This is a genomic window from Streptomyces sp. NBC_01013 (assembly GCF_045162765.1).
Taxonomy (GTDB): Bacteria; Actinomycetota; Actinomycetes; order Streptomycetales; family Streptomycetaceae; genus Streptomyces.
The window spans coordinates 3,585,820-3,611,722 of sequence record NZ_CP108687.1; the positions used below are offsets into that span (position 1 = coordinate 3,585,820).

Below are 25,903 nucleotides of genomic sequence, written 5' to 3' on the forward strand. Positions count from 1 at the left end.
CACTGCGCCACACTCTGGCTCCCGAACACCGACAGAGCGGACGGGGGGCCGGGTGGCAGGCTCGGCCGCCCCGGGGAGAGGCGGGGGCAGGTGCTGAACGAACAGCTGCGCAAGGGAGTGCGGAGGCGGGACGCGATCAGGTACGGCGGCCTCGGCCTGCTCGCCGTCGCGCTGGCGGCCTGCGGGGGCAAGAAGGACGGCGACGAGGTGCCGGGAGCGGCCGGCGGGTCGGCCGTTCCGACGGTCACCGGGGCCGCGGTGCAGGCCTTCGTGCGCGGTGCGTGGGATCTCCGCTACACCCCACAGGGGCAGGTCAACGACGCGTACAAGCGGATCGAGTTCACCGGCCGCACCTGGAGCCTCGACGGGGGTGACCTGACGGGTTCCTTCGAGCTGACCGGGGACGCGCTCACCGTCCGGGTCGACGGCAGGACCTCGGAGAACGTCTGGGCCGCCACCGGCATGCCCGCAACGGTCGGTGACGACGCCTCTCTCACCCTGCAGTGGGGGGAGGACGAGGAGTCCGGTCCCGTCGATCCCGGCTCGCCGGTGGACACCACACCGTCCCCGCTGCCCGTCGTCTGGGACGGCACCACGCTCAGGATCCAGGCCGGGCACGGCCTGCTGATCACCGCGGTACGCGCCTGACTCCGCCGCCCACCGTCGCGTCGCCCCGCGCGCGGGGGCGGCGCCTCACCCCAGCGCCTCGTCCAGCAGCGCCGCCCACTGCGCCACGACCCTGCGCCGACGGGCGGTGTCATCCGTGAGGACGTTGGCGAGGCCGAGGCCGCGGGCCATGTCGAGGAGGCCCTGGACCGTCTCCCGTACCCCGGGGCGGGTTTCGTCGGCGCGCAGGAGGCCGACGGCGATGCGGTGCGTCTCGCGGCCGACGCGGGCCTCGAGTTCGGTGACGCGGGGGCGGAGCTGTTCCTCGTTGGACGCGGCGACCCAGAGCTGGAGCGCCGCGCGGAAGAGCGGGCCGGTGTAGAGGTCGACGAGCGCGGCGACGACGGCGGCACGGTCCTGGACGGCGACGGCGCGCAGGGCGGCGGAGCGTTCCTCGGCGACGTACTCGACGGCGCCGGTGAACAGGTCCTCGCGGGTGGGGAAGTGGTGCTGGGCGGCCCCGCGCGACACACCGGCGCGCATCGCGACGACCGAGACGGTGGAGCCTGCCCAGCCGTGATCGGCGAGGCAGGCGACCGCGGCTTCGAGGAGCTTCTGCCGGGTGGCACGGCTGCGGTCCTGCTTGGGTGGTGTCAGAGCCGCCATGCGGGATCCCGTCGTTCCAGGAAGGCCGTCATCCCCTCCCGTGCCTCGTCGGAGGCGAAGAGTGCCGCGGAGCGGGCGATGAGGTCTTCGGCGTACTGGTCGAAAGTCTCCCGCACAGTAGCCGTGACCAGCTCCTTCGATGCGGCCAGCCCCTGGGGAGAGGCTCTGCGCAGTCCGTCCAGTACCGGTACGAGCGCCTTGTCCACGTCCTCGGCGGCGATGCTCACGAGCCCGGCGCGGGCGGCTTCGGCCGCGTCGAAGCGTTCACCGGTGAGGTAGTAGCGGGAGGCCGCACGGGGGTCCATGCGGGGCAGCAGGGGCAGGGTGATGACGGCGGGGGCCAGTCCCAGGCGCGATTCGGTGAGGGCGAAGGAGGAGCCGGGTCCCGCGACGGAGATGTCGCAGGACCCGAGCAGCCCGAGGCCGCCGGCCCGGACGTGCCCGGTGACACGGGCGACGACCGGTTTCGGCAGGGTGACGATGCGGCGCATGAGGGCGACGAAGGCGTGCGGGTCGGCCGGCGCCCTGAGGTCGGCGCCCGCGCAGAACGTGTTGCCGGTGTGGGTGAGCACCACCGCCCGCACGGTCTCGTCGGCCGCACACGCGTCGAGGGCCTGGGTCAGTCCGGCCACGAGCGGTGCGCTCAGGGCGTTGCGGTTGGCCGGGGAGTCGAGCGTGAGGGTGGTGATGCCCCGCTCGTGGGTGGGTGGGGCGAGGCTCATGTCCGCTTCTCCCTGTCGCGCAGTTCGCGGCGCAGGATCTTCCCGGAGACCGCGCGCGGTACGGCGTCGACGAACTCGGCACGGCGGATCTTCTTGTACGGGGCGACGCGTTCGGCGACGTAGGCCATGACGTCGTCGCCCGTGAGGTCCGCGGCGTCCGGCCGGCGCACGAGGAAGGCCTTCGGGATCTCGTTGCCGTCGGCGTCGTACACGCCGATGACGGCGGCGTCGACGATCGCCTCGTGGGAGAGGAGAAGCGCTTCGAGTTCGGCGGGGGCGACCTGGTAGCCCTTGTACTTGATGAGTTCCTTGACCCGGTCGACGACGAAGAGCCAGCCGTCCGCGTCGACGCGTCCGACGTCGCCGGTGTGCACCCAGCCATCACTGTCGATCATGGCGTCGGTGGCCTCGGGGCGGCCGAGGTAGCCCTTCATCACCTGGGGGCCGCGGATGAGGATCTCGCCGTCGGAGTCGATACCGAGGTCCTTCCCCGGGTCCTCGATGGAGACGATCCGCATCTCGGTGCTGGGCAGCAGCTTGCCGACGGCCGCGGGCGGCGGGTTCTCGATGTCGAGGGGCACGACGTGGGTGCCGGGCGAGAGTTCCGTCATCCCGTACGCCTGCCGTACGGGCGGCACCCCGAGGCGGGCGGAGCAGGCGGCGGCGAGCTCGGCGTCCAGGGGCGCGGCGGCGCTGACGATGTACTCGAGCGAGGAGAGGTCGTACTCGCCGACGGCGGGGTGCTTGGCGAGGGCCAGGACGATCGGCGGAGCCACGTACAGCCCGGTGATGCGGTGTTCCTGGATCACGCCGAGGAACTGGTCGAGGTCGAAGCGGGGCAGCACGACGACGGTGGCCCCGCACCGCAGCGGCGCGTTCATCAGGGCGGTCAGCCCGTAGATGTGGAAGAAGGGCAGGACGGCCAGGATGCTGTGGCCTGGCTTGATGGGGATGAAGGGGCGCAGCTGCTCCAGGTTGGTGCCGATGGAGCGGTGGGTGAGCATGACGCCCTTGGGGGCGCCGGTGGTCCCGGAGGAGTACGGGAGCGCGGCGATGTCATCGGGGCGGAACTCGATCTCGGGTTCCGGGGCGGTGGAGCCGAGCATGTCGAGCACGGAGGTGTGGCCCTCGGCCTGGTCGCAGACGAAGATCTCCTGGACGCCGCCCGCGAGTTCGGCCGCGCGGCGGGCGACGTCGAGGAACAGGGACACGGTGACGATCCAGCGGGCGCCACTGTCCCCCAGCTGTTTCGCGAACTCCTCCGCGGTGGCCAGCGGGTGCACGGTGGTGACCGACGCTCCGGCCCGGGTGGCCCCGTAGAAGACCGCCGGGTAGGCGATCGTGTTGGGGCTGTGCAGGGCGAGGACGTCGCCCTTGCGCAGGCCCGCCTGTGCGAGGTGGGCGGCGATGCGGCGGTGGAAGGTGTCGAGCTGGGTGTACGTGACGGAGAGGCCGTTGGTGCCGTCGACCAGGGCGACCGTGTCACCGAAGTCCGCGGCGCCGCCGAGAACCGTCTCGTGGATGGGTGTTTCGAGGGCCGGAACGTCTTCGTACTCGCTGTGGAACACCATGGCGGTTCCCTTCGACGCGGGTACGGCCTGTCCGGCACTCCGCCCTGGGGCGGCGGGGTCACCGAGCGGCCGTTCGGTGGTGGAGAGGGTCAGCATCGCGTCTGACTGCGGGGCCCGGGAAGGCCCCGGACGGGCCGGGCGGGGCTGCCGGGCCCGGTCAGTACGACTTGGGGAGGCCCAGGGACTGGTGGGAGACGTAGTTGAGGATCATCTCCCGGCTGACCGGCGCGATCCGGGCGACCCGGGACGCGGTGATCAGTGACCCGAGTCCGTACTCACGGGTCAGGCCGTTGCCGCCGAGGGTGTGGACGGCCTGGTCGACGGCTCTGACACAGGCCTCCCCGGCAGCGTACTTCGCCATGTTGGCGGCCTCGCCCGCGCCGATGTCGTCGCCGTCGTCGTAGAGGCGGGCGGCCTTCTGCATCATCAGGCGGGCCAGTTCGAGCTCGATGTGGGCCTGGGCGAGGGGGTGCGCGATGGCCTGGTGGGCGCCGATGGGCTCCTTCCACACCTGGCGGGTCTTCGCGTACTCGACGGCGCGGCCCAGGGCGTAGCGGCCCATGCCGATGCCGAACGCGGCGGTCATGATGCGTTCGGGGTTGAGTCCGGCGAAGAGCTGGAGAAGTCCCGCGTCCTCCTCACCCACGAGGGCGTCGGCAGGCAGTCGTACGTCGTCGAGGACGAGTTCGAACTGCTTCTCCGGGGCCTGGAGTTCCATCTCGATGTGTGAGCGCTGGAAGCCCGGTGTCTCACGCGGCACGATGAACAGGCAGGGCTTCAGCTTCCCGGTCCTGGCGTCCTCGGTGCGGCCGACGATGAGGGTGGCGTCGGCGATGTCGACGCCGGAGACGAAGACCTTGCGCCCGTTGAGCACCCACTCCTCGCCGTCGCGGCGGGCGGTGGTGGTGATCCGGTGGGAGTTGGATCCGGCGTCGGGTTCGGTGATCCCGAAGGCCATGGCGAGGCTGCCGTCGGCGAGTCCGGGGAGCCACTGCCGCTTCTGGTCGTCGGTGCCGAAGCGGGCTATCACCGTGCCGCAGATGGCCGGCGAGACGACCATCATCAGCAGTGGCGAACCCGCCGCACCCAACTCTTCCAGGACGATGGCGAGTTCGGCCATCCCGCCGCCTCCGCCGCCGTACTCCTCGGGGAGGTTCACACCGAGGTAGCCGAGCTTGCCCGCCTCGGACCACAGCTCCCGCGGGTGTTCGCCCTTGCGGGCGAGGGCGGTGGTGTACTCCCTGCCGTACCGCTTTCCGAGTGCGGCGACGGCGGCGCGCAGGGCCTGGTGCTCTTCGGTTTCGAGGACGGTGCTCATGCGTTCTCCTCAGAGACTGTCGATGCGGGGTCTGTCGATCCGGGGTCTGCCGATCCGGGGACACCCGGTCCGGGGTCGGTCGATGCGGGGTCCGTGCCTTCGTTGTCCGCGCCCTCGGTGACGACGGCGAGCAGGGCGCCGACCTCCACCTGGAGGCCGGGCGCGGCGTGCAGGGCGGTGAGGGTGCCTGAGGCGGGGGCGAGGATGCGGTGCTCCATCTTCATCGCCTCCAGCCAGATCAGCGGCTGCCCGGCCTCCACGGCGGCCCCGGCCGCGAGACCCTCGGCGAGGCGCACGACGGTGCCGGGCATCGGGGCGAGCAGGGAGCCCGGTTCGGCGCGTTCGGCGGGATCGGTGAAGCGGGGCAGGGCGGTGAACGCGTACGAGCCGGTGGCGGTGTCCACGTACACCCGGTCGCCATGGACGGCGACGGCGAAGTGCCGGGTGACGCCGCTTGCTTCGAGGGTGACGCGGTCGGGGCGGGCGGCGACGAGCCGGATGCCGTCGTCGGGCATGAGGCCGTCACGGGTGGTGCGGTAGGTGATGTCGAGCTCGTGCCCGCCGGGTTCGCTCCGGTAGCGCCTGAGCTGGGGCTGAGAGGCGATGTTGCGCCAGGCGCCGAAGCGGACGACGCCGCCGGTGGTGGTGCGTCGGGCGGCTTCGGCGAGGGCGGCCGCCGTGGCGGCGAGCCGCTGGTCCGCCTCGTCGGCGCCGCCGGTCAGGGCTGTCAGGTGCCGGTCGTAGAAGCCGGTGTCGAGGCGGGCGGCGACGAAGTCCGGGTGGCGCAGGGAGCGTACGAGCAGCTCGCGGTTGGTGACGGGGCCGTGGACGCGTGCACGTTCCAGGGAGCGGGCGAGGAGGCGTACGGCTTCGGTGCGGGTGGGGGCGTGTGCGATGACCTTGGCGAGCATCGGGTCGTAGTGCACGCCTATGGTGTCGCCGCCGGTGTAACCGGTGTCCAGGCGCAGCCCGGGCTCGTCCGGCACATCGAGTGCGAGCAGCGCTCCGGTCTGCGGCTGCCAGTCACGGGCCGGGTCCTCGGCGTAGAGCCGGGCCTCGACGGCGTGCCCGGTGGGCTGCGGCGGCGTGGCGGAGGGCAGCGGCTCCCCCTCCGCGAGCCGTAGCTGCAGGGCGACGAGATCGAGACCGAACACGGCCTCGGTGACGGGGTGTTCGACCTGTAGACGGGTGTTCATCTCCAGGAAGTACGGACGCCCGTCAGCGGCGACCAGGAACTCGACGGTGCCGGCGCCCCGGTAGCCGACGGCCCGCGACGCGGCCGTGGCGGCATCGTGCAGCCGGTCGCGGAGCACGTCGTCGAGACCGGGGGCGGGGGCCTCCTCGATGACCTTCTGGTGGCGGCGCTGGAGCGAGCAGTCGCGGGTGCCGAGCGCCCAGACGCCGTCGTGCTCGTCGGCCATGATCTGGACCTCGACGTGCCGGCCGCGCTCCACGTACGGTTCGGCGAAGACCTCGCCGTCCCCGAAGGCGGACAGCGCCTCGGCGGCGGCGGCCGTCAACTCGGCCGGCAGAGCGCCGAGTTCCCGCACGATGCGCATGCCGCGCCCGCCACCGCCCGAGGCCGCCTTGAGCAGCAGCGGCAGGTCCTCGGCGCGGGCCGCGGCAGGATCGACGGGGGCGAGCAGAGGAACCCCGGCGGCGGACATCAGCTCCTTGGCGCGGGTCTTGGACGCCATCAGCTCGATGGCCTTGACCGGCGGGCCGACCCAGATCAGCCCCGCGTCCTGCACCGCGGCCGCGAATCCGGCGTTCTCGGAGAGGAAGCCGTACCCGGGGTGGACGGCGTCGGCCCCCGCCGCGACGGCGGCGGCCACCACGAGGTCACCGCGCAGATACGTGTCGGAGGGCGCCGCGCCCGGAATCCGTACGGCAGTGTCGGCCTCCCGTACGTGCAGCGCGTCGGCGTCGGCGTCGGAGTACACGGCGACGGTGGCGATCCCGAGTGCGCGGCAGGTGCGGAAGATCCGGCAGGCGATCTCGCCGCGGTTGGCGACCAGCAGGGTGGTGATCATCGAGTGCTCCTCACATCCGGAAGACGCCGAAGCCGCCGCGGGCGCCCTCGACCGGTGCGGTGTGGATGGCGGACAGGCACATCCCGAGGACGGTCCTGGTGTCGCGGGGGTCGATGACCCCGTCGTCGTACAGCCGCCCGGACAGGAACATCGGCAGGGACTCGGACTCGATCTGCTGCTCGACCATGGCGCGCAGTCCGGCGTCCGCCTCGTCGTCGTACGGGCGCCCCTTCGCGGCCGCGGACGCGCGGGCGACGATGGAGAGCACCCCGGCCAGCTGCTGCGGGCCCATGACGGCGGACTTGCTGCTGGGCCAGGCGAACAGGAAGCGCGGGTCGTAGGCCCTGCCGCACATGCCGTAGTGCCCGGCGCCGTAGGAGGCGCCCATCAGGACGGACAGGTGCGGGACCTTGGAGTTCGACACCGCGTTGATCATCATCGCGCCGTGCTTGATGATGCCGCCCTGCTCGTACTCCTTGCCGACCATGTAGCCGGTGGTGTTGTGCAGGAAGAGCAGCGGGGTGTCGCGCTGGTTGGCGAGCTGGATGAACTGGGCGGCCTTCTGCGACTCCTCGCTGAACAGCACGCCCTGCGCGTTGGCGAGGATGCCGACGGGGTAGCCGTGCAGCCGGGCCCATCCGGTGACCAGGCTGGTCCCGTAGAGCGGTTTGAACGCGTCGAAGTCCGAGCCGTCGACCAGCCGGGCGATGACCTCGCGCGGGTCGAAGGGCACCTTCAGGTCACCGGGCACGATGCCGATCAGCTCGTCCTCGTCGTACTTGGGCGGCTCGGCGGGGCCCGGGTCGGGGTGTGCCTTGCGCCAGTTGAGGCGGGCGACGATGCGGCGGGCCTGGCGCAGCGCGTCGTGCTCGTCGACGGCGAAGTGGTCGGCGAGACCGGAGGTGCGGGCGTGCATCTCGGCGCCGCCGAGGGATTCGTCGTCGCTCTCCTCACCGGTGGCCATCTTCACCAGGGGCGGCCCGCCGAGGAAGACCTTGGACTGCTCCTTGATCATGACGGTGTGGTCGGACATGCCGGGGACGTACGCCCCGCCGGCCGTGGAGTTGCCGAACACGACGGCCACGGTCGGGATGCCGGCGGCCGAGAGCCGGGTGATGTCGCGGAAGAGCGCCCCGCCCGGGATGAAGATCTCCTTCTGGGACGGCAGATCGGCGCCCCCCGACTCGACCAGGCTGATGCAGGGCAGCCGGTTGGCGAAGGCGATCTCGTTGGCCCGCAGGGCCTTCTTCAGCGTCCACGGGTTGGAGGCGCCACCGCGTACGGTCGGGTCGTTGGCGGTGATCAGGCACTCGACGCCCTCCACCACCCCGATCCCGGTGACGAGCGAGGCGCCGACCGCGTAGTCGCTGCCCCAGGCGGCGAGCGGGGACAGCTCCAGGAACGGGCTGTCGCGGTCGATGAGCAGCTCGATCCGCTCACGGGCCAGGAGCTTGCCGCGCGAGCGGTGCCGCTCGACGTACTTCTCGCCGCCACCGCCCAGCGCCCCGGTGTGCGCGGCCTCCAGTTCGGTCAGCTTGTCGAGCATGGCGGCGCGGTGGGCGGCGTATTCGGGGCTCGCGGTGTCGAGGCCGGTGGGCAGGACGGTCATGCGTGCACCTCCGGTGCGTCGGCGCTCTCCAGCGGCGGGAGCAGGGCCACGGGTATGTCCAGCCGCCGCGAGCGCAGCCACTCCCCCACGGCCTTGGCCTGCGGGTCGAAGCGGTGCTGGGCGGCGACACCTTCGCCGAGGAGCCCGTGGACGGTGAAGTTCAGGGCGCGCAGGTTCGGCAGGACATGGCGTACGACGGTGAGGCCGGCGGTCTCCGGGAGGAGTTCCCGCAGCCGCTCGACGGTCAGCTCGTGGGCCAGCCACCGCCACGCCTCGTCGGTGCGGACCCACACCCCGATGTTGGCGTCGCCGCCCTTGTCGCCGCTGCGGGCCCCCGCGACAAGCCCGAGGGGCGCGGTCCGGGTGGGGGCCGCCTCCAACGGCGGGGGCAGCGCGGGCTGTTCGACGTCCGCCAGGACCTGCGTGCGTGCGGCAGGTTCCTGCACCTCGCGCCGCCCGTCGGGCAGCACGGCCACCTGCTCCACGTCCCCGGCCGGTACGTACCGGGCCTCGAACACTCCGTAGGGTGCGCCCTTCCCGGGCGGAGCGGTGACGTGGAAGCCCGGGTAGCTGCCGAGTGCCAGCTCGATCGCGGCGCCGGACAGGGCGCGCCCCACGGCCTCCGGTTCCTGGTCGCGGACGACGAGCCGCAGCAGGGCGCTCGCCGTCTCCTCCGTCACCGCATCGGCCCGGTCGGTACGGACGAGCTCCCACCGCACTTCCTCGGGCTGCCGGCCGGTCCGCGCGAAGGCGTCCGCGATCTGGTCGCGGACGAGCTGGGCCTTGGCCTCGATGTCGAGCCCGGTGAGCACGAAGACGACCTCGTTGCGCCAGCCGCCGAGCCGGGTGAGCCCGGCCTTGAGCGTGGGCGGCGGGGCCTCGCCCCTCACTCCGGATATGCGGACCCGGTCGGGACCGTCGGGGGACAGCCGTACGGTGTCGAGCCGGGCGGTGACGTCGGGGCCCGCGTACCGGGCGCCGCCGGTCTCGTACAGCAGCTGGGCGGTGACCGTGCCGAGGTCGACGACGCCGCCGGTGCCCTCGTGCTTCGTGATGACGCAGGAGCCGTCGGCGTGGACCTCGGCGACGGGGAAGCCCGGACGCCGGATGTCGTGGCCTCGGAAGAAGGAGTAGTTGCCGCCGGTGGCCTGGGTGCCGCACTCCAGTACGTGCCCGGCGACGACCGCTCCGGCGAGCGCGTCGTGGTCCTCCGGCCCCCAGCCGAAGTGGGCGGCGGCGGGTCCGGTGACGAGGGCGGCGTCGGTGACCCTGCCGGTGACGACGACATCGGCCCCGGCCCGCAGACAAGCGGCGATGCCCGCCCCGCCGAGGTAGGCGTTGGCGGTGAGGAAGCCGTCGGGCACCGTGAGGCTGTCGCCCTCGACATGGGCGACGCGCACGGGCACGCCCACCTTGGCGGCCAACTCCGTGATGGCGTCGGCCAGTCCGGCGGGGTTGAGCCCGCCCGCGTTGGTGACGATCTTCACCCCGTGCTCGTGGGCGAGCCCGAGCCCTTCCTCCAGCTGGCGCAGGAAGGTGGTGGCGTAGCCGCGTCCCGGATCCTTGAGCCGGCTGCGGCCGAGGATGAGCATGGTCAGCTCGGCGAGGTAGTCGCCGGTGAGGACGTCGAGGGGGCCGCCGGTGAGCATCTCGCGCACGGCGTCGAAGCGGTCGCCGTAGAACCCGGAGGCGTTGCCGATCCGCAGCGGCTCGGTCATCGGCCCGCCTGCGGTACGCGCCCCGGCCCCGCCGGACCGGCGAACGCCTGCGCGATGTCCAGCCACCTGTCGGCGTCGGCCCCCTCGGCCCGGACGGCGAGGTCGTCGCGGTGGGCGCGCTGGGTGACGAGCAGGCAGAAGTCGTGGAGGGGGCCGGTGACGCGCTGGTCGGCATCCTGGGGACCGTAGGCGATCACCTCACCGCCCGGGGCCTCCAGTTCGACCCGGAACTCCTCGCCGGGCGGCTGGATCCCCCGTACGAGGAAGGCGTAGTCGCGGGCCCGGACCCCGATCCGGGCGACGTGCCGCAGCCGGGCGGTGGGGGCGCGGGTGACCCCGAGGGCGTCGGCGACGTCCTGGCCGTGGGCCCAGGTCTCCATGAGCCTCCCGGTCGCCATGGAGGCCACGCTCATCGGCGGCCCGTACCAGGGGAACCGGGTCCCGGCGGGGGCCGCGCGCAGGGCCTCCTGGAGCCGCTGCCGGCCGCTGCGCCAGCGGACGAGCAGGGCGTCCGGGGCGTACGCCGCGACGACCTCCTCGGCGGCCCGGTCGACGAAGCCCTCGGGGTCCTTCATCGCCCTGTCCACCTCGCCGCCGAATCGCTCGGGCTCCGTGACGGCGATCAGCGCGACCTCGTCGGTCCAGCTGAGATGGGCCACCTGGTGGGCGATGGTCCACCCCTCGGCGGGTGTCGCTCCCGCCCATTGCGAGGCGTTCAACCCGGCGACGAGCAGGTCGAGTTCCTCACTCTCGCTGCGCAGGTCTTCGAGCACGGCTGCGGCATCGGACACGGTGCGCTCCCCTCGGGGCGTGGCGGTGTGTCCCGGAGCCTGCCAGCGCATCAGAAAACAATCAAGCGTGCTTGCATTGTTTTTCCGGCTTCTTCCGCCGGGGCCTGCGGCGCGTGCGGAGCCTGCCGCAGGAGCGGCGCGTCGGCCGCTGGGCGGGGGCGCCGGCTGCCGGTCGGCCGTCCCGCCGGGCGGGGGCGCCGGACGACGCCCCCGCCGAGCGCCCCTACTGCCCCTTCTCGGCCGCCTCCTTCATCCTGAGCGTCGTACTGGCGCCGTCCAGCGCCTCGCGGATGATGTCGGCGTGGCCACTGTGGTGGGCGATCTCGCGGAAGATGTGCCACAGGACGCGGCGGACCGTCCAGACGACGGGCTCCGGGGGCGACCACGGGTACGCCGGCAGGGTGACCTCACGGTCGAGGTCGGTCTCCTCGCGCGCCGTACGGTCGAACGCGGCCGCCGCGGCGTGGAAGGCCTCCAGCAGTCCGGGCAGCGTCTCGGCGTCGGTCATCCGGTTGCCGTCGGGGTCGAGGTCCGCCCAGTCGATCTTGGCCGGGGCGGTGCCCTCGACCACGTCCAGCCAGCTGCGCTGCACGAGCCCGAGGTGCTTCAGCAGTCCGCCGAGCGTCAGCTCGCTGACGGTCGTGCGGGTGCGCGCCTGGGTGTCGTCGAGGTTCGCGACGGTGTAGAGAAAATTGGTGCGCTGGTCGGTCACGAGCGCGAGCAGGTCGTCGCTTTCCGGCATGTTTTCCTCCAGGTCGGATATCGCGCCCACCCTAAGATCGGGCACCCGGGCGTGCAGCCGGAACCGTGGCATCCGCCTCCTCGGCCCCTCAGCGCTTCCCGGCGCCCCGCACCTGACTGCGTACCGCTCCCATGCTCGCCCCTATGACCAGCGCGATGGCGAGGGCGTCCGTCGTGGAGAGGGCCTGGTCGAGGATGAGGAAGCCGGCCGTGGCCGCGATCGCGGGTTCCAGGCTCATCAGGATCGCGAAGGTGGGCGCGGGCAGCCGGCGCAGCGCAATGAGCTCCAGGGTGTAGGGGAGGACCGAGCTCAGCACGGCCACGGCGGCGCCGAGGCCGAGCGTGGACGGGACGAGGAGCTTCGAGCCCGACTCCATGATGCCGAGCGGCAGCGAGAGGACGGCCGCCACCACCATCGCCAGGGCCAGTCCGTCGGCCTGCGGGAAACGGCGGCCGGTGCGGGCACTGAAGACGATGTACGCCGCCCACATGGCACCGGCGGCGAGTGCGTACGCGGCGCCCACCGGATCGAGTCGGTCGAAGCCCCCGCCGCTCAGCAGCAGCACCCCGCCCAGCGCGAGGCCCGCCCAGAGCACGTTGACGAGGCGGCGCGAGGCGAACACCGAGAGGGCGAGCGGGCCGAGCACCTCCAGGGTCACGGCGGCACCGAGCGGGATGCGGTCGGCGGCCTGGTAGAACAGCGTGTTCATACCGCCCATGGCGAGGCCGAAGGCCACCACGGTGCCCCAGTCGGCGCGCGCGTGGCCGCGCAGCTTCGGGCGGCAGACGACGAGCAGGACGAGGGCCGCGGCGGCGAGGCGCAGGGTGACGACCCCGAGCGCGCCCGCCTTCGGCATCAGCAGCACGGCGACCGCCGAGCCGAACTGCACGGAGAGCCCGCCCGCGACCACCAGCGCGACCGGAGCGAGCGCCGCCCTGCGCCCTGCGGCGCGGGCGGAGCCGCCCTGCTCGCCGAGGGCGGTGACCGCCTCGGGGACGGCGACTGCTGCGGCCGGTTCTGCGGCGGTGCCCTGGTCGTTCACCTGTGGCCTGACTTTCTGAGTTCACGCGTACGGGTCATGAGGACCGACAGTGCAACATGATGCACTACCAAATCGAAGATACTGCACTCACCCCATGCAGCACCTCTCCACCGTAAGGACCTGGGCGCGGCACGTGAAATGCCGATTGGGCGGCCGTTATGCTCCCCACGCATGAGCACGGGACGGAGCGCGGGCGGCGCAGCGAGCACAGGCGCGGGCGGGAACACCGGCAGGGGCATCGAGATCCGCCACCTGCGCGCCTTCCTGGCCGTCGCGGACGAGTCCAGCATCACCCGGGCCGCCGCCAGGCTCCGGCTCACCCAGCCCGCCGTCTCCCGCACCCTGGCCGCCCTGGAGCGCCACCTCGGCATCCGGCTCGTCGACCGCTCCACCCACCACCTGGACCTCACTCCCGAGGGCGTCGCCTTCCGCGACAAGGCCGCCGTCGCGGTGGCCGCGTTCGACGAGGCGCTCGACCCCGGCGGGCTGCGCCGGTGGCCGCTTCGGCTGGGGCACGCCTGGTCCGCGTTCGGCCGGCACACCACCCCGCTGCTCCGCACCTGGCAGGAGCGCTGCCCGCAGACCCCGCTGGAACTCCGCCGGATCGACGACCGCACCGCCGGACTGACCCGCGGCGAGGTCGACGCCGCACTGCTGCGCGGCCCCGTCGAGGCGCCGGGTCTCGTCACGGAGGTGCTGTACGAGGAGGAGCGGGTGGCCGCCGTGGCGGCGGACGGCCCCCTCGCCTCCCGTGCCACGCTCCGGCTGGCCGATCTGGCGACCGGCACCGTCGTCCTGAACACCGTCTCCGGCACCACCACCCCCGAGCTGTGGCCGCCGCACGCACGTCCCGCCGCCACGCTGACCGTGGCCAACACCGACGACTGGCTGGCCGCCATCGCGGCGGGGCGCGGCACCGGGGTCTCGGCCGCGTCGACGGCCGGCATGCACCCGCACGCCGGGGTCGCCTACCGCCCGCTCGTGGACGCCCCGCCCCTCCCGGTACTGTTCGCCCGCCGCGACGCACCCGGTCACCCCGCCCTCGACGACCTTGCCGCGCTGGCCCGCGAGATCGTGGCGCGAGACGCCGGGGAATGAGGGAATGTGCGCGCACGGGCGCGTAGTTGGTGCCCCTGTGAGAGAGGCGCGAAAGCCGCGCCCGCCAAGGGGGGACCCATGTCGGACCACAGCTCCAGCTCCACCAGCATCACCGTGCACGGCACCGTGGCCGCCGGCTACGAGGCGGTGCGAGACGAGTTCGCCGCCGTACTCACCGAGGAGCACAACGAGCCGGGCGCACAGCTCGCGGTCTACCGGGAGGGGCGGCTGGTCGTCGACCTCTGGGCGGGTGACGGGATCGACGGCGACTCGCTGCCCGCGGTCTTCTCGTCCACCAAGGGCGCCGCCCACCTCGTCGTGGCCCTGCTCGTGCAGGACGGGACGCTCGACCTGGACCGCACGGTCGCCTCGTACTGGCCGGAGTTCGCGGCGGAGGGCAAGGGCCAACTGACCCTGCGGGAACTGCTGGGCCACCGCTCCGGGCTGATCGGCATCGAGGGCGGCTTTCCCGATGCGGACCTGGCCGACGACCGGTTGCTCGCCGCCCGGCTGGCCGGGCAGACCCCGTTCTGGGAGCCGGGCAAGGAGTACGGCTATCACGCGCTGGTGATCGGCGCCCTGACCGGTGAGGTGGTGCGCCGGGCCACCGGGCGCTCGATCCAGGAGCTGTTCGAGGAGCGCGTCCGCGCCCCGTACGGCCTTGACCTCTACATGGGGCACCCCGCCGGGCTGGAACCGCGCTATGTCGCCATCCGGCCCCTCAACCCGACACCGGAGCAGGCGGCGGAGATGGCCGCCCGGCCGTTCGACCCGAAGGGTCTGAAGGCGGTGGCCTTCAACGTGCGGACGGACATGGTCGCGTGGATCAACCAGCCGTCCGTGCGCGCGCTCGGCCCGGCCTCCGTCGGCGGCATCGGCTCGGCGCGCGCCCTCGCCGGCATGTACGCGGCCACGCTCTCGGAGTTCGCGGGGCGGCCCCCGCTGCTGAAGCCGGAGACCCGCACCGAGTTCGCCCGGCTCGGCCTCGCCGGCACCGACCGGGTGACCGAGGAGACGGACCACTTCGGCCTCGGCTTCGAGCGCCCGCAGATGGTCTACCCGTGCCTCGGCGAGGGCGCGTTCGGCCACTGCGGCGCGGCGGGCTCGCAGGCGTTCGCGGACCCGGCGAGCGGGATCGCGTACGGGTACACGCGGAGGCGTTTCGCGTTCCCGGGCGGGGCGGCTCCGGAGAACGAGCGGCTGGTGGCGGCGGTGGTGAAGGCGGCGCGGCGCTGAGCCGACGGGGCGGGGCGGCTCCCGCCCCGCCCCGCCCGGCAAGGAATCCCACTGACCCCACAGCTTCGGTGGCGCCCGAGGCGGGCGCCCGGTCCGGCGCGGAACACAACGGACCTGCCGGGAACGGCCCGGTCACTCCTCCTCCAGCCCCTCCGCCAGCAGCTGGGCCAGGTGGCGCGCGCGCACGCCCCCCACCTGGGCCAGCTGCGTCCGGCAGGAGAACCCGTCCGCAAGGACCTCCGCGCCCACCGCCCCTCCCCGCACGGCCGGCAGCAACTGGTCCTCCGCGCAGGCCACCGACACCTCCCAGTGGCCGCGCTCGAAGCCGAAGTTGCCGGCCAGGCCGCAGCAGCCGCCCGCCAGATCCCCGACCAGACCCGCACGTTCACGCAGCCGGCGATCCGCGGCATCGCCCAGCACCGCGTGCTGGTGGCAGTGCGTCTGGCCGGTGACCGGACGGTCGATGTGCGGGGGCTGCCAGTCGGGGGCGTACTCCTCCAGGTATGCGGCCAACGTGTGTACGGACGATGCCAGTTCTGCCGCCCGGGGGTCGTCCGGCAGGAGCTCGGGGAGGTCCGTACGGAGCGTCGCCGCGCAGCTCGGCTCCAGGACGATCACGGGATCACCCAGCAGGCCGCCCAGCCGTTCCAGGGTGCGGCGCATCACCCTGCGCGCATGGTCCAGCTGGCCGGTCGAGACGTACGTGAGGCCGCAGCACAGGCCGCTGCCGGGCGTCAGCGCGGTCCGGCCCGCGGCCTCCAGAACCCTCACCGCCGCCCGGCCCACCTCGGGCGAGAGGTGTTCGGTGAACGTGTCCGGCCAGACCAGGGCCACGTCGTCGCGGGAGAAGACGGAAGTCCCCTTGCCCTGACGCCGCAGGAGCCACCGCGTGAACGTCTCCCGCGCCAGGACCGGAATCCCTCGCTCCGGCGCGATGCCCGCCAGCCGCTTGGCGAGGGCCGCGAGCGGGCGCACCCGGGCCAGGGCGTTCAGCGCGCCCGCGACGGGGGACGCGAGGCGCAGCCACCTCGGCAGCCACCCCATCGCGTAGTGCGCGGCGGGGCGCAGCCGCCGGCGGTAGTGGTGGTGCAGGAACTCCGCCTTGTACGTGGCCATGTCGACGCCCACCGGGCAGTCACTGCGGCAGCCCTTGCAGGACAGGCACAGGTCGAGCGCGTCCCGCACCTCCGTCGAGCGCCAGCCGTCCTTGATCACCCCGCCCGCCGTTCCGGCCAGCATCTCGTGCAGCAGCCGGGCCCGGCCGCGGGTCGAATGGGCCTCCTCGCCCGTCGCGCGGAAGGAGGGGCACATCACGGCCGGGCCGGACGTCTGCTCCGTACGGCACTTGGCGACCCCGACGCACCGGCGCACGGCCGCGGAGAAGTCACCGCCGTCGCGCGGGTAGCCGAAGGCGACGTCGACGGGCTTCTTCGGGAGCACGTCGAAGCGGAGGTTCTCGTCGAGGCGGGCCGGGCGGGCGAGGATGCCCGGGTTCATGCCGCCGTCGGGGTCCCAGAGGTCCTTGAACCGGGCGAAGAGTGAGACGAGTTCGTCCCCGTACATCCGGGGCAGCAGTTCGGCGCGTGCCTGGCCGTCGCCGTGTTCACCGGACAGGGAGCCGCCGTGTGCGACGACGAGCGAGGCGAGGTCCTCGGAGAAGCGGCGGAAGCGGGCGACGCCCGCGCCGGTCAGCAGGTCGAAGTCGATGCGGACGTGGATGCAGCCGTCGCCGAAGTGCCCGTACGGCGACCCGCGCAGGCCGTGTTCGGCCAGCAGGGCGCGGAAGTCGCGGAGGTAGGGGCCGAGCCGGGCGGGCGGCACGGCGCAGTCCTCCCACCCGGGCCAGGCCTCGGTGCCGTCGGGCATCCGGGTCGCGGTGCCGGCCGCGTCCTCCCGGATCCGCCACAGGGCCCGCTGCCCGGCCGGGTCGGTGACGACGGCCGTGTCCACCGCGTCGGCGGACGCGGCCCGCACGATGCGCTCGGCGTGTGCCCGGGCCTCGGCCGGGGTGGCGCCGCCCGTTTCCACGAAGAGCCAGGCCGCGCCGCGGGGCAGCCCGGCCGGTTCGCGTACGAGGTCGGCGGCCATGCCCTCGACGGTCAGCGGGCGAAGGGGCAGGAGGCCGGGGGCGGCCTCGGCGGCCGCGGACTCGTCGGCGTAGCCGAGGACGGCGAGCGCACGGGCGGCGGGTGACCCGACCAGCCGCAGCGTCGCCTCCGTCACGACGCCGAGGGTGCCCTCGCTGCCGCAGAACGCACGGGCGGGGTCGGGACCGTTCTCGGGCAGCAGGGCGTCCAGGGCGTATCCGGAGATGCGGCGCGGGAGTGCGGGGAATCCGGTGCGCAGGAGGGCGAGGTGGCCGGTGATCAGTTCATGGAGTCCGGCGGGACCCTCGGCCCCCCGCTCCAGGCGCAGGGTGTCGCCGCCGTAGCGGGCGACGGTCAGGGCGTGGACGTTGTCGGCCGTGGTACCCCAGGCGACCGAGTGCGAGCCGCAGGAGTTGTTGCCGATCATGCCGCCGAGGGTGCAGCGGCTGTGCGTGGAGGGGTCCGGGCCGAAGGTCAGCCCGTGCGGGGCTGCGGCGGCCCGCAGGTCGTCCAGGACGACACCCGGCTGGACCACGGCGGTACGGGAGCCTGCGTCCAGGTCCACGATCGTGCGCAGATGGCGGGTGAGGTCGAGGACGACGCCGGTGCCGGTGGCCTGCCCGGCGATGGAGGTACCGCCGCCGCGCGGCACGACGGGCACCGCGTGCGCCCGGCAGACGGACAGCACGGCGGCGATGTCGTCGGCGTCGCGCGGGGCGACGACCCCGAGCGGCACCCGGCGGTAATTGGAGGCGTCCATCGTCGCCAGGGCCCGTGCGGTGGCGTCGAACGCGACCTCGCCCCGTACGGACGCGCGCAGTTCGCGGACGAGTGAGGTGGGTGTGCCGCCCGAGTGAGCGTTGCCGGATGCCATCCGGCCAGGATGCCGTCGGGCCGGCCGGGCTGCCGGGCAGCCCCGCACGTTTCCGCCGATTACGTCAATACGTCGGAATATGCCGGGCTCTCAAACACAAACGGAACAGAGAACACCACAAGTTCTTCCCAAACAGATCGTCAATTCTCATATAGTGACCCAGACTTGTCTGGGAATCATCTGTTCCAGTTGTCGCATTTGATCACCCCAGTCACGACTCGCCCGAACCGTCCCATCCGTCACCGTCCGCCCCCCAAGGACTCCGCTTGCGCCCCTCAACCCGGCCGACCGCACTGGCCCTGCTGGTCACCGTGGCCCTCACCGGATCCCTGTGTCTGTGGGCGACCGCTGTCGCTCCCGACTCGGCCAGGACCGCAGTGGCCTGGGGGTCGAGCGCCGCCGCCGTGCTGCTCTCCGCCGCCGTCGCCACCGCCGTCCGCGCCCGCCTCGCCGCACGCCGGCTGCGCGAACTCCTCGCAGCCGAGAGCGGGAGGTTCACCGCCGAGACCTCGCGCATGGTGTCGGCCTCCGCGGCCGACGCCCAGCGGTTCACCGCCGAGACCGCCAGGATCAAGGCCGCGGCGGCCGCCGAGACGGCCCGCGTCATCGAGCAGGCCCGCGCCGGCGCGGAGCAGCTCACCGCGGAGAACGCGCGCCTCAAGGCCCGCGCCGCCCGCAGTGAAACCGAACGCTCCGCCGCCGTCGCCGCCTGCGCCAACGCCGCAGGACGGATGCAGGCCCTCGCCACCAGCATGCTCGCCGACCTGCGCGACATGGAGCACCGGCACTCCTCCGAGGACGTGCTGGGCGACCTCCTCCACCTCGACCACCGCACCGCCCAGGCGGGCCGGCTGGCCGACTCCATCGCCGTGCTGACCGGTGCCCGCTCCGGGCGGCGCTGGGCGAAGCCGATCGTGATGGAGTCCATCCTGCGCGGCGCGATGGGCCGGATCAGCGGATACCAGCGCATCCGTCTCCACTCGACCAGCGACGTCGCCGTCGCCGGTCACGCCGCCGAGGGCGTCATGCACGCCCTGGCCGAACTCCTCGACAACGCCGCGAACTTCTCGCCGCCCACGGCCGAGGTCCATGTGTACGTGGAGGAGGTCCCGGCCGGCATCGTGCTGACCGTCGAGGACAGCGGTCTCGTCATGAGCGACGTGCAGCTGCGCCGCGCCGAACACGCCGTCTCCGCGACCGACCACGACCTGACCGGCCTGTCCGGCACCCGCCTCGGTCTCGCCGTCGTCGGCCGCCTCGCCCGCAAGCACGGTCTGACCGTCTCGTTCCGGCCCTCCGCGCGCGGCGGCACGGGTGCGCTGATGATGCTCCCGCAGGAGATCATCACCCGCACCCCGATGCCGGCCCACGGACCCGTCGCCGAGCCGGCCGCCCCCGCCCCCTCCCCTGTCCCGCGCGAGCCCGAACCGGTCCACACCTCCGGCGTCGACCGCTCCGGCGCAGCGCCCGACACGGCCTCCGACACCGCCCGCACCGCGGAGCCCCTGCGCTCCGACTCCGGTTCGGAGACGACCGGCAGCCTCCCCCGGTTCGGCGAGAGCGGCCTGCCCAAGCGCTCGCGCGGCCGCACCCTGGCCGCCGCCGAGTCCCGCGCCCGGGCAGCCAACTCCGACCCGGACTCCGAGACGACGGACGGCACCACCCCCCGGCCCCGTACCGCCGACCCCAAGACCCAGGCAGCCCGCTTCAGCAGCTTCCGCCAGGCCGTACGGCCCAACTCCCCGCACCCGGAAGGCAACACCCCATGACCGCGACCACCGACGAGAAGCTCAACTGGCTGCTGGAGGGGCTCCTTGAGCGCACCCCCGGCGCCCGTCACGCCCTCGTGCTGTCCAGGGACGGCCTCAAGCTGTGCCGTACCCCCGAGCTCTCCGTCGACCAGGCGGACCAGCTGGCAGCGATCTCGGCCGGAATCCAGAGCCTCTCGCACGGCGCCTCCGTCGAGTTCGGTGACGGCACCGGCGGCGTACGGTCCGCGATGGCCGAGTTCTACGGCGGGGTGCTGTTCATCGTGGAGGCAGGGGCGGGCGCCCACCTCGCGGTCGTCGCCTCCGAGAGTGCCGATGTCGGCCTCGTCGGACACAACATGAGCGAGCTCGTCGAGCAGCTCGGCGAGCACCTCGTCGCCCCGCCGCGCGAGTCCGTGGAAGCCTCCGAAACCGCGGCCGTATGACTCCCCGCCCCCGCCCCGGCCGGGACGACGATCCGGACCGGCTCTACACCCTCACCGGTGGCCGCAGTCAGTCCGATTCGGCCGCCTTCGACCTGGTGACGCTGGTCGTCTCCGAATGCGAGCCGGCCCCCGGCATGCAGTCGGAGCACGTCACGATCCTGCGGATGTGCGAACGGCCCACGGCCGTCGTCGAACTCGCCGCCGGACTGAACCTGCCCGTCAGCATCGTGCGCATCCTGCTGTGCGATCTGCTCGACACCGGCCGGATCAGCGCCCGCCACCCCCGTACCGCACGTGTCGCGGACCGGCTCCCCGACCCCGACATCCTGGAACAGGTGCTCGTTGGACTCCGCAACCTCTGACCGTGCCGCCCTGCAGGCCACGGCCGACAACGGACTGAAGATAGTCGTCGTCGGTGGCTTCGGGGTCGGCAAGACCACCATGGTCCGATCCGTGAGCGAGATCCGTCCGCTCAACACGGAGGAGACGATGACCCGCGCGGGCGAGGCCGTCGACCACCTCGACGGGGTGCAGTCGAAGACGTCCACCACCGTCGCCTTCGACTTCGGCCGGATCACGCTCGACGCACGCTCCGTCCTGTACCTCTTCGGCGCACCCGGCCAGGAGCGCTTCTGGTTCCTCTGGGACCGGCTGTTCTCCGGGACCCTCGGCGCGGTCGTCCTCGTCGACACCCGGCGCCTCGCCGACTCCTGGTACGCCATCGACCGGCTGGAGCACCACGGCACACCCTTCATCGTGGCGTGCAACGACTTCGGCGGCCCGCTCCACACCGAGCAGCAGATCCGCGAGGCGCTCGCCCTCTCGGACGACGTACCGCTCGTGGAGTGCGACGCCCGGGACCGGTCCTCCAGCAAGTACGTCCTGATCACGCTGGTGGAGCACCTCTACGCCCTTTCGCGGGGCACGGTCAGCTCCTCAGCCGCCGCCCGTCCGGAAACCGCTCCGGAGAAGACCCCGGAGCCCACCCCGTGACCCAGCCACCAGAGCCGCCCCCGGGCTGCCCCGCACACGGCCGCACGCCTCTGTCCGGGCCCCGGTTCCAGACCGAACCCACGCAGCTGTACCGCGAGATGCGCCGCGACCACGGCGCCGTCGCACCCGTCGTCCTGGACGGCGACATCCCCGCGTGGCTGATCCTCGGCTACCGCGAACTGCACCAGGTCACCAGCGACCCGGTGCTGTTCAGCCGCGACTCCGACCTCTGGAACCAGTGGGAGCACATCCCCGACGGCTGGCCCCTGCTCCCGATGATCGGCCGCAAGCAGCCGTCGATCCTCTACACGGTCGGTCCCCGGCACGTCGAACGCGCCCGGATGATCAGCAACGCCCTGGAGGCGGTCGACCCGTTCGCCCTCAAGCGGTACGCGGAGGACTTCGCCGACGAGCTGATCGACCGGTTCTGCTCCAAGGGCTCGACCGACATCATCGCCGAGTACGCGATGCTGCTCCCCGCCCGCGTCCTGGCCAGGATCTACGGCTTCAGCGACGAGGTCGGCGACGCGCTCGTCGGCTCGATCAACGACATGATCGACGGCCGTGAACGCGCCCTCGCCGGCCAGCAGCACCTCGGCACGTCGATGTTCCAGCTGCTGGCGGACAAGCACGCCGAGCCGGGCGACGACGTCGCCACCAGGATGCTGGCCGACCCCGGCGGCTTCACGGACGAGGAGGTCGCCCAGGACCTCATGGTCATGATGGCCGCGGGTCACCAGCCGACCGCGGACTGGATGGGCAACTCGCTGCGGCTGATGCTCACCGACGACCGGTTCGCCGCCTCCCTCTCCGGCGGCCGGCACAGCGTCGCCGAGGCCATGAACGAAGTCCTGTGGGAGGACACCCCCACGCAGAACGTCGCCGGCCGCTGGGCCTCGCGCGACACCCACCTCGGGGGCCGTCACATCCAGGCGGGCGACCTGCTGCTCCTGGGCATCGCCGCCGCCAACGCCGACCCGCAGGTGCGCACCGACGGCTCCTCGCTGACCGGCGGCAACAACGCGTTCCTCTCCTTCGGCCACGGCGAGCACCGCTGCCCGTTCCCGGCCCAGGAGACCGCCGAGGTCATCGCCCGTACCGGCATCGAGGTCCTCCTGGACCGCCTCCCGGACATCGACCTGGACGTCCCCGCCGAGCAGCTCACCCGGCGCCCCTCCCCCTGGCTGCGGGGCCTGACGGACCTGCCCGTCGCCTTCACGCCCACGCCCGCCACAGGACCCGCCTCCGGAGGCCAGATATGACCCGCATCGCCCTCGACCCGTTCGTCGCCGACCTCGACGGCGAGAGCGCGGCCCTGCGCGCCGCGGGCCCGCTCGCCGAGGTGGAGCTCCCCGGCGGCGTGCACTGCTACGCGGTCACCCACCACGCGGAGGCGCGGCAGCTGCTGACCGACTCCAGGATCGTGAAGGACATCAACGTCTGGGGCGCCTGGCAGCGCGGCGAGATCCCGAAGGACTGGCCGCTGATCGGCCTGGCCAACCCGGGCCGCTCCATGCTGACCGTCGACGGCGCCGACCACCGCCGGCTGCGCACCCTGGTCGCGCAGGCCCTCACGGTCAAGCGCGTGGAGCGGCTGCGCGCGGGCATCGAGGCGCTGACGACCGCGAGCCTGGACCGTCTCGCGGCCCTGCCCAAGGGCGAGAAGGTCGACCTGAAGGCCGAGTTCGCCTACCCGCTGCCGATGAACGTGATCAGCGAGCTGATGGGCGTCGACGGCGCCGACCACCCCCGCCTGAAGGAACTCTTCGAGAAGTTCTTCTCGACGCAGACGCCGCCGGAGGAGGTCCCGCAGATGATGGCGGACCTCGGCGCCCTCTTCACGAAGATCGTCGACGCGAAGCGGGCCGAGCCCGGCGACGACCTGACCAGCGCCCTGATCGCGGCCTCCGAGGACGGCGACCACCTCACCAACGAGGAGATCGTCAACACCCTCCAGCTGATCATCGCGGCGGGCCACGAGACGACGATCAGCCTGATCGTCAACGCCGTCGTCGCCCTGGAGACCCACCCCGAGCAGCGCAAGCAGGTCCTGAACGGCGAGCTGCCGTGGGAGAACGTGATCGAGGAGACCCTGCGCTGGAACACCCCGACCTCCCACGTCCTGATCCGCTTCGCGACGGAGGACGTCGAGGTCGGTGACAAGGTCCTCCCCAAGGGCGAGGCACTGATCGTGTCCTTCGGCGCGCTGGGCCGCGACGAGGCGCAGTACGGCCCGACCGCCGGCGAGTTCGACGCGACCCGCTCCCCGAACCGCCACATCGCCTTCGGTCACGGCCCGCACGTCTGCCCGGGCGCCGCGCTCTCCCGCCTCGAAGCGGGCGTCGCGCTCCCGGCGCTGTACGAGCGGTTCCCGGAGCTGGAGCTCGCCGTGCCGGCCTCCGAGCTGCGCAACAAGCCGATCGTCACCCAGAACGACCTGTTCGACCTCCCCGTCGAGCTGGGCTGATCCGGGCCGGCCGGGCCCCCGTACGGACATACCTCCAAGATCCACGAGTCGGATCCCTGTCTCATCCGACGGACAGGGTGCGTAGCCGCCGCGGCGAGCGGCTACGCTCCGACTCGTGGCCGACATCCAGATTCCCGCTGACATCAAGCCCGCCGACGGACGCTTCGGCGCCGGTCCTTCCAAGGTGCGGACGGAGGCGCTCGACGCGCTGGCCGCCACCGGTACGTCTCTTCTCGGCACGTCCCACCGCCAGGCCCCGGTGAAGAACCTGGTCGGCGCGGTACGTGACGGCGTGCGCGACCTCTTCTCCCTCCCCGAGGGTTACGAGGTGATCCTGGGCAACGGCGGCTCCACCGCCTTCTGGGACATCGCGACCCACGGTCTGATCGAGTCGAAGTCCCAGCACCTCAACTTCGGTGAGTTCTCCTCGAAGTTCGCGAAGGCCGCCAAGCTCGCCCCGTGGCTGGCCGACCCGACCGTCATCGCCTCGGACCCGGGCACCCACCCGGACCCGAAGGCCGAGGCGGGCGTCGACGTCTACGCCTTCACCCACAACGAGACCTCCACCGGTGTCGCCGCGCCCGTCAAGCGCGTCGCGGGCGCCGACGAGGGCTCCCTGGTCCTGGTGGACGCCACCTCCGGCGCGGGCGGTCTGCCGGTCGACATCGCCGAGACGGACGTCTACTACTTCGCCCCGCAGAAGTCCTTCGCCTCCGACGGCGGCCTGTGGATCGGTGTCTTCTCCCCGGCGGCCCTGGAGCGCGCCGCGCGCATCCACGCCTCCGGCCGTCACATCCCGGAGTTCTTCTCGCTGCCCACGGCGATCGACAACTCCCTGAAGAACCAGACGTACAACACCCCGGCCCTCGCCACGCTGTTCCTGCTGAACGAGCAGCTGACCTGGATGAACACCCAGGGCGGCCTGGAGTTCACCACCGGCCGCACGGCCGCCTCCTCCGGCCACCTGTACGGCTGGGCCGAGGAGTCGAAGTACGCGACCCCGTTCGTCACGGACGCGGCCAAGCGCTCGCAGGTCATCGGCACGATCGACTTCGCGGACGAGATCGACGCCGCAGCGATCGCCAAGGCGCTCCGCGCCAACGGCATCGTCGACACGGAGCCCTACCGCAAGCTGGGCCGCAACCAGCTGCGCGTGGCGATGTTCCCGGCGATCGACCCGTCGGACGTCCAGGCGCTGACGGCGTGCATCGACTACGTGATCGAGAAGCTGTAACGCCTCCGCACCTGAGCAACGGCCCTGCGCACACGCCCGTGTGCGCAGGGCCGTTGCTGCTTCACCCGGCGGGGTGAGGGCGGCGCCTGCCCGCCGCCTACGGCCACACCGTCCTACGATGACGCGCTCGACACCAGCCGTTCCACGAGGCCCGCAATGTCTGCAGCAGCAGTCGAGCACCCCTGTGAAGACGAGCCGGATGTCCACGCCGCGATCTGCGTCGACGACCGCGAGGTCGGGTACGACCGCCACGTGGTGTGCACCCCCGGCCAGGATGCCCCGCTCCCCGACTCGACCGGCGCCGAGGTGGTCCTCGACGTCGCCGCACCGGTCAAGGCCGGCCCGGCGAGGTCAGGCCCGCCCTGCGGCCGAGGGCTCAGAGCTCGCTCCGGCACCCAGCCGCCACCGCTCCTCCCCGTCCTCCCACTCACCGGTCCGCACCAGCCCCGCAGCCGCGGCCACGGCAGCGGACGCCGTGTGGCCGGGGTGGACGTGGGCGATGACCGTACGCACCACACCCCCGCCCAGCAGGTGCGCGACCAGCCCGCCCGCCGCCTCCTTGGCGTACCCCCGGCCCTGCCACTGAGTGCCGGTCACCCAGGCGATCTCCGCCCCCGAGCCTCGGACCGTCGCCTGTACGTAGCCGGCCAGGCCGTCCTCGTCCCGGACCCGGAGCACCCAGTTCCACCAGAGCTCGGCGGGGTCCGGTGAACCGGCGGTCTGCCGCTCGTAGCGGGCCCGCAGCTCCCGGGCCGACTCCGGGGCGCCTCCGGTGAAGGTGTGCAGGGCCGGATCGCCGAGCACGGCCGCCATCTCGTCCGCGTGGGCCACCCGCAGGGGCAGGGCGTCGAGGCGGGTGGTGGAGAAGGGCGAGGGCCCGTTGTTCGTCGTCATAGGACGCC

The 25,903-nt window shown here is 72.8% G+C and carries 22 protein-coding genes; 10 read left to right on the forward strand and 12 right to left on the reverse strand.

Annotated elements, in window-relative coordinates; all coding sequences use genetic code 11:
• The first annotated feature begins 90 nt into the window (after nt 1-90).
• Complete coding sequence (locus OG538_RS15370) at nt 91-648, forward strand: hypothetical protein (protein WP_406093944.1); 558 nt, start codon at nt 91-93, stop codon at nt 646-648.
• 45 nt (nt 649-693) lie between these two features.
• Here OG538_RS15370 and OG538_RS15375 read toward each other — a convergent pair whose 3' ends face one another.
• The 10 genes from OG538_RS15375 to OG538_RS15420 all read right to left on the reverse strand — a co-directional run bounded on the left by OG538_RS15375 (nt 694) and on the right by OG538_RS15420 (nt 12,818).
• Nucleotides 694-1,272 (reverse strand): TetR/AcrR family transcriptional regulator, encoded by a 579-nt coding sequence (locus OG538_RS15375; protein WP_406093946.1) that lies wholly within the window; start codon nt 1,270-1,272, stop codon nt 694-696.
• Entirely contained in the window at nt 1,260-1,994 is a 735-nt protein-coding gene (locus tag OG538_RS15380) for an enoyl-CoA hydratase family protein (protein WP_406093948.1), read from the reverse strand. Before OG538_RS15380 ends, OG538_RS15375 begins: the two co-directional genes overlap by 13 nt.
• Nucleotides 1,991-3,565 carry a 4-coumarate--CoA ligase family protein gene (locus OG538_RS15385; RefSeq protein ID WP_406100162.1) on the reverse strand — a complete coding sequence of 525 codons (1,575 nt, stop codon included), beginning with the start codon at nt 3,563-3,565 and terminating at the stop codon, nt 1,991-1,993. The genes OG538_RS15380 and OG538_RS15385 overlap by 4 nt, the downstream gene beginning before the upstream one ends.
• A gap of 157 nt (nt 3,566-3,722) precedes the next feature.
• On the reverse strand, nt 3,723-4,883 hold the full coding sequence (locus tag OG538_RS15390; protein WP_406093950.1) for an acyl-CoA dehydrogenase family protein: 1,161 nt from the start codon (nt 4,881-4,883) through the stop codon (nt 3,723-3,725).
• Complete coding sequence (locus OG538_RS15395) at nt 4,880-6,916, reverse strand: biotin carboxylase N-terminal domain-containing protein (RefSeq protein WP_406093952.1); 2,037 nt, start codon at nt 6,914-6,916, stop codon at nt 4,880-4,882. Before OG538_RS15395 ends, OG538_RS15390 begins: the two co-directional genes overlap by 4 nt.
• 10 nt (nt 6,917-6,926) lie before the next feature.
• Nucleotides 6,927-8,525 carry an acyl-CoA carboxylase subunit beta gene (locus tag OG538_RS15400; protein ID WP_406093954.1) on the reverse strand — a complete coding sequence of 533 codons (1,599 nt, stop codon included), beginning with the start codon at nt 8,523-8,525 and terminating at the stop codon, nt 6,927-6,929.
• Complete coding sequence (locus tag OG538_RS15405) at nt 8,522-10,243, reverse strand: acyclic terpene utilization AtuA family protein (protein WP_406093956.1); 1,722 nt, start codon at nt 10,241-10,243, stop codon at nt 8,522-8,524. The genes OG538_RS15400 and OG538_RS15405 overlap by 4 nt, the downstream gene beginning before the upstream one ends.
• Nucleotides 10,240-11,034, reverse strand: a complete 795-nt coding sequence (locus OG538_RS15410) for a TIGR03084 family metal-binding protein (RefSeq protein WP_406093958.1) — start codon at nt 11,032-11,034, stop codon at nt 10,240-10,242. The genes OG538_RS15405 and OG538_RS15410 overlap by 4 nt, the downstream gene beginning before the upstream one ends.
• 223 nt (nt 11,035-11,257) lie before the next feature.
• Entirely contained in the window at nt 11,258-11,848 is a 591-nt protein-coding gene (locus OG538_RS15415; RefSeq protein ID WP_406093960.1) for a DinB family protein, read from the reverse strand.
• A gap of 16 nt (nt 11,849-11,864) precedes the next feature.
• Complete coding sequence (locus OG538_RS15420) at nt 11,865-12,818, reverse strand: EamA family transporter (RefSeq protein WP_406093962.1); 954 nt, start codon at nt 12,816-12,818, stop codon at nt 11,865-11,867.
• Between the two features lie 171 nt (nt 12,819-12,989).
• Between OG538_RS15420 and OG538_RS15425 the strand changes: the two genes are divergently transcribed.
• Together OG538_RS15425 and OG538_RS15430 are read left to right on the forward strand one after the other, a co-directional pair.
• Complete coding sequence (locus OG538_RS15425; RefSeq protein WP_406093964.1) at nt 12,990-13,916, forward strand: LysR family transcriptional regulator; 927 nt, start codon at nt 12,990-12,992, stop codon at nt 13,914-13,916.
• 78 nt (nt 13,917-13,994) lie between these two features.
• Nucleotides 13,995-15,152, forward strand: a complete 1,158-nt coding sequence (locus OG538_RS15430; RefSeq protein ID WP_406093966.1) for a serine hydrolase domain-containing protein — start codon at nt 13,995-13,997, stop codon at nt 15,150-15,152.
• A gap of 132 nt (nt 15,153-15,284) precedes the next feature.
• Here OG538_RS15430 and OG538_RS15435 read toward each other — a convergent pair whose 3' ends face one another.
• Nucleotides 15,285-18,113, reverse strand: coding sequence for an FAD-binding and (Fe-S)-binding domain-containing protein (locus OG538_RS15435; RefSeq protein WP_406093968.1), 2,829 nt, complete (start codon nt 18,111-18,113; stop codon nt 15,285-15,287).
• A 266-nt stretch (nt 18,114-18,379) separates the two neighbouring features.
• Between OG538_RS15435 and OG538_RS15440 the strand changes: the two genes are divergently transcribed.
• The 7 genes from OG538_RS15440 to serC all read left to right on the forward strand — a co-directional run bounded on the left by OG538_RS15440 (nt 18,380) and on the right by serC (nt 25,001).
• Nucleotides 18,380-19,882 (forward strand): ATP-binding protein, encoded by a 1,503-nt coding sequence (locus tag OG538_RS15440; RefSeq protein ID WP_406093970.1) that lies wholly within the window; start codon nt 18,380-18,382, stop codon nt 19,880-19,882.
• Complete coding sequence (locus OG538_RS15445; RefSeq protein ID WP_406093972.1) at nt 19,879-20,307, forward strand: roadblock/LC7 domain-containing protein; 429 nt, start codon at nt 19,879-19,881, stop codon at nt 20,305-20,307. Before OG538_RS15440 ends, OG538_RS15445 begins: the two co-directional genes overlap by 4 nt.
• A complete protein-coding gene (locus OG538_RS15450) occupies nt 20,304-20,669 on the forward strand; it encodes a DUF742 domain-containing protein (RefSeq protein WP_406093974.1) in 366 nt (121 codons plus the stop codon). Before OG538_RS15445 ends, OG538_RS15450 begins: the two co-directional genes overlap by 4 nt.
• A complete protein-coding gene (locus OG538_RS15455) occupies nt 20,650-21,300 on the forward strand; it encodes a GTP-binding protein (RefSeq protein WP_406093976.1) in 651 nt (216 codons plus the stop codon). Before OG538_RS15450 ends, OG538_RS15455 begins: the two co-directional genes overlap by 20 nt.
• A complete protein-coding gene (locus OG538_RS15460) occupies nt 21,297-22,562 on the forward strand; it encodes a cytochrome P450 (protein ID WP_406093978.1) in 1,266 nt (421 codons plus the stop codon). The genes OG538_RS15455 and OG538_RS15460 overlap by 4 nt, the downstream gene beginning before the upstream one ends.
• A complete protein-coding gene (locus OG538_RS15465; protein WP_406093980.1) occupies nt 22,559-23,767 on the forward strand; it encodes a cytochrome P450 in 1,209 nt (402 codons plus the stop codon). Before OG538_RS15460 ends, OG538_RS15465 begins: the two co-directional genes overlap by 4 nt.
• 115 nt (nt 23,768-23,882) lie before the next feature.
• On the forward strand, nt 23,883-25,001 hold the full coding sequence (serC, locus tag OG538_RS15470; protein WP_406093982.1) for a phosphoserine transaminase: 1,119 nt from the start codon (nt 23,883-23,885) through the stop codon (nt 24,999-25,001).
• 351 nt (nt 25,002-25,352) lie between these two features.
• Here the strand turns inward: serC and OG538_RS15475 are convergent, their stop codons facing one another.
• Nucleotides 25,353-25,895 carry a GNAT family N-acetyltransferase; N-acetyltransferase gene (locus OG538_RS15475; RefSeq protein WP_406093984.1) on the reverse strand — a complete coding sequence of 181 codons (543 nt, stop codon included), beginning with the start codon at nt 25,893-25,895 and terminating at the stop codon, nt 25,353-25,355.
• Nucleotides 25,896-25,903: the final 8 nt, after the last annotated feature.

Coding starts and splice junctions, on each gene's coding strand:
- OG538_RS15395 (WP_406093952.1), bottom strand. CDS start 6,916: ATGATCACCACCCTGCTGGTCGCCAACCGCGGCGAGATCGCCTGCCGG.
- OG538_RS15400 (WP_406093954.1), bottom strand. CDS start 8,525: ATGACCGTCCTGCCCACCGGCCTCGACACCGCGAGCCCCGAATACGCC.
- OG538_RS15375 (WP_406093946.1), bottom strand. CDS start 1,272: ATGGCGGCTCTGACACCACCCAAGCAGGACCGCAGCCGTGCCACCCGG.
- OG538_RS15435 (WP_406093968.1), bottom strand. CDS start 18,113: ATGGCATCCGGCAACGCTCACTCGGGCGGCACACCCACCTCACTCGTC.
- OG538_RS15475 (WP_406093984.1), bottom strand. CDS start 25,895: ATGACGACGAACAACGGGCCCTCGCCCTTCTCCACCACCCGCCTCGAC.
- OG538_RS15415 (WP_406093960.1), bottom strand. CDS start 11,848: ATGCCACGGTTCCGGCTGCACGCCCGGGTGCCCGATCTTAGGGTGGGC.
- OG538_RS15465 (WP_406093980.1), top strand. CDS start 22,559: ATGACCCGCATCGCCCTCGACCCGTTCGTCGCCGACCTCGACGGCGAG.
- OG538_RS15430 (WP_406093966.1), top strand. CDS start 13,995: ATGTCGGACCACAGCTCCAGCTCCACCAGCATCACCGTGCACGGCACC.
- OG538_RS15380 (WP_406093948.1), bottom strand. CDS start 1,994: ATGAGCCTCGCCCCACCCACCCACGAGCGGGGCATCACCACCCTCACG.
- OG538_RS15385 (WP_406100162.1), bottom strand. CDS start 3,565: ATGGTGTTCCACAGCGAGTACGAAGACGTTCCGGCCCTCGAAACACCC.
- OG538_RS15390 (WP_406093950.1), bottom strand. CDS start 4,883: ATGAGCACCGTCCTCGAAACCGAAGAGCACCAGGCCCTGCGCGCCGCC.
- OG538_RS15445 (WP_406093972.1), top strand. CDS start 19,879: ATGACCGCGACCACCGACGAGAAGCTCAACTGGCTGCTGGAGGGGCTC.
- OG538_RS15405 (WP_406093956.1), bottom strand. CDS start 10,243: ATGACCGAGCCGCTGCGGATCGGCAACGCCTCCGGGTTCTACGGCGAC.
- OG538_RS15450 (WP_406093974.1), top strand. CDS start 20,304: ATGACTCCCCGCCCCCGCCCCGGCCGGGACGACGATCCGGACCGGCTC.
- OG538_RS15425 (WP_406093964.1), top strand. CDS start 12,990: ATGAGCACGGGACGGAGCGCGGGCGGCGCAGCGAGCACAGGCGCGGGC.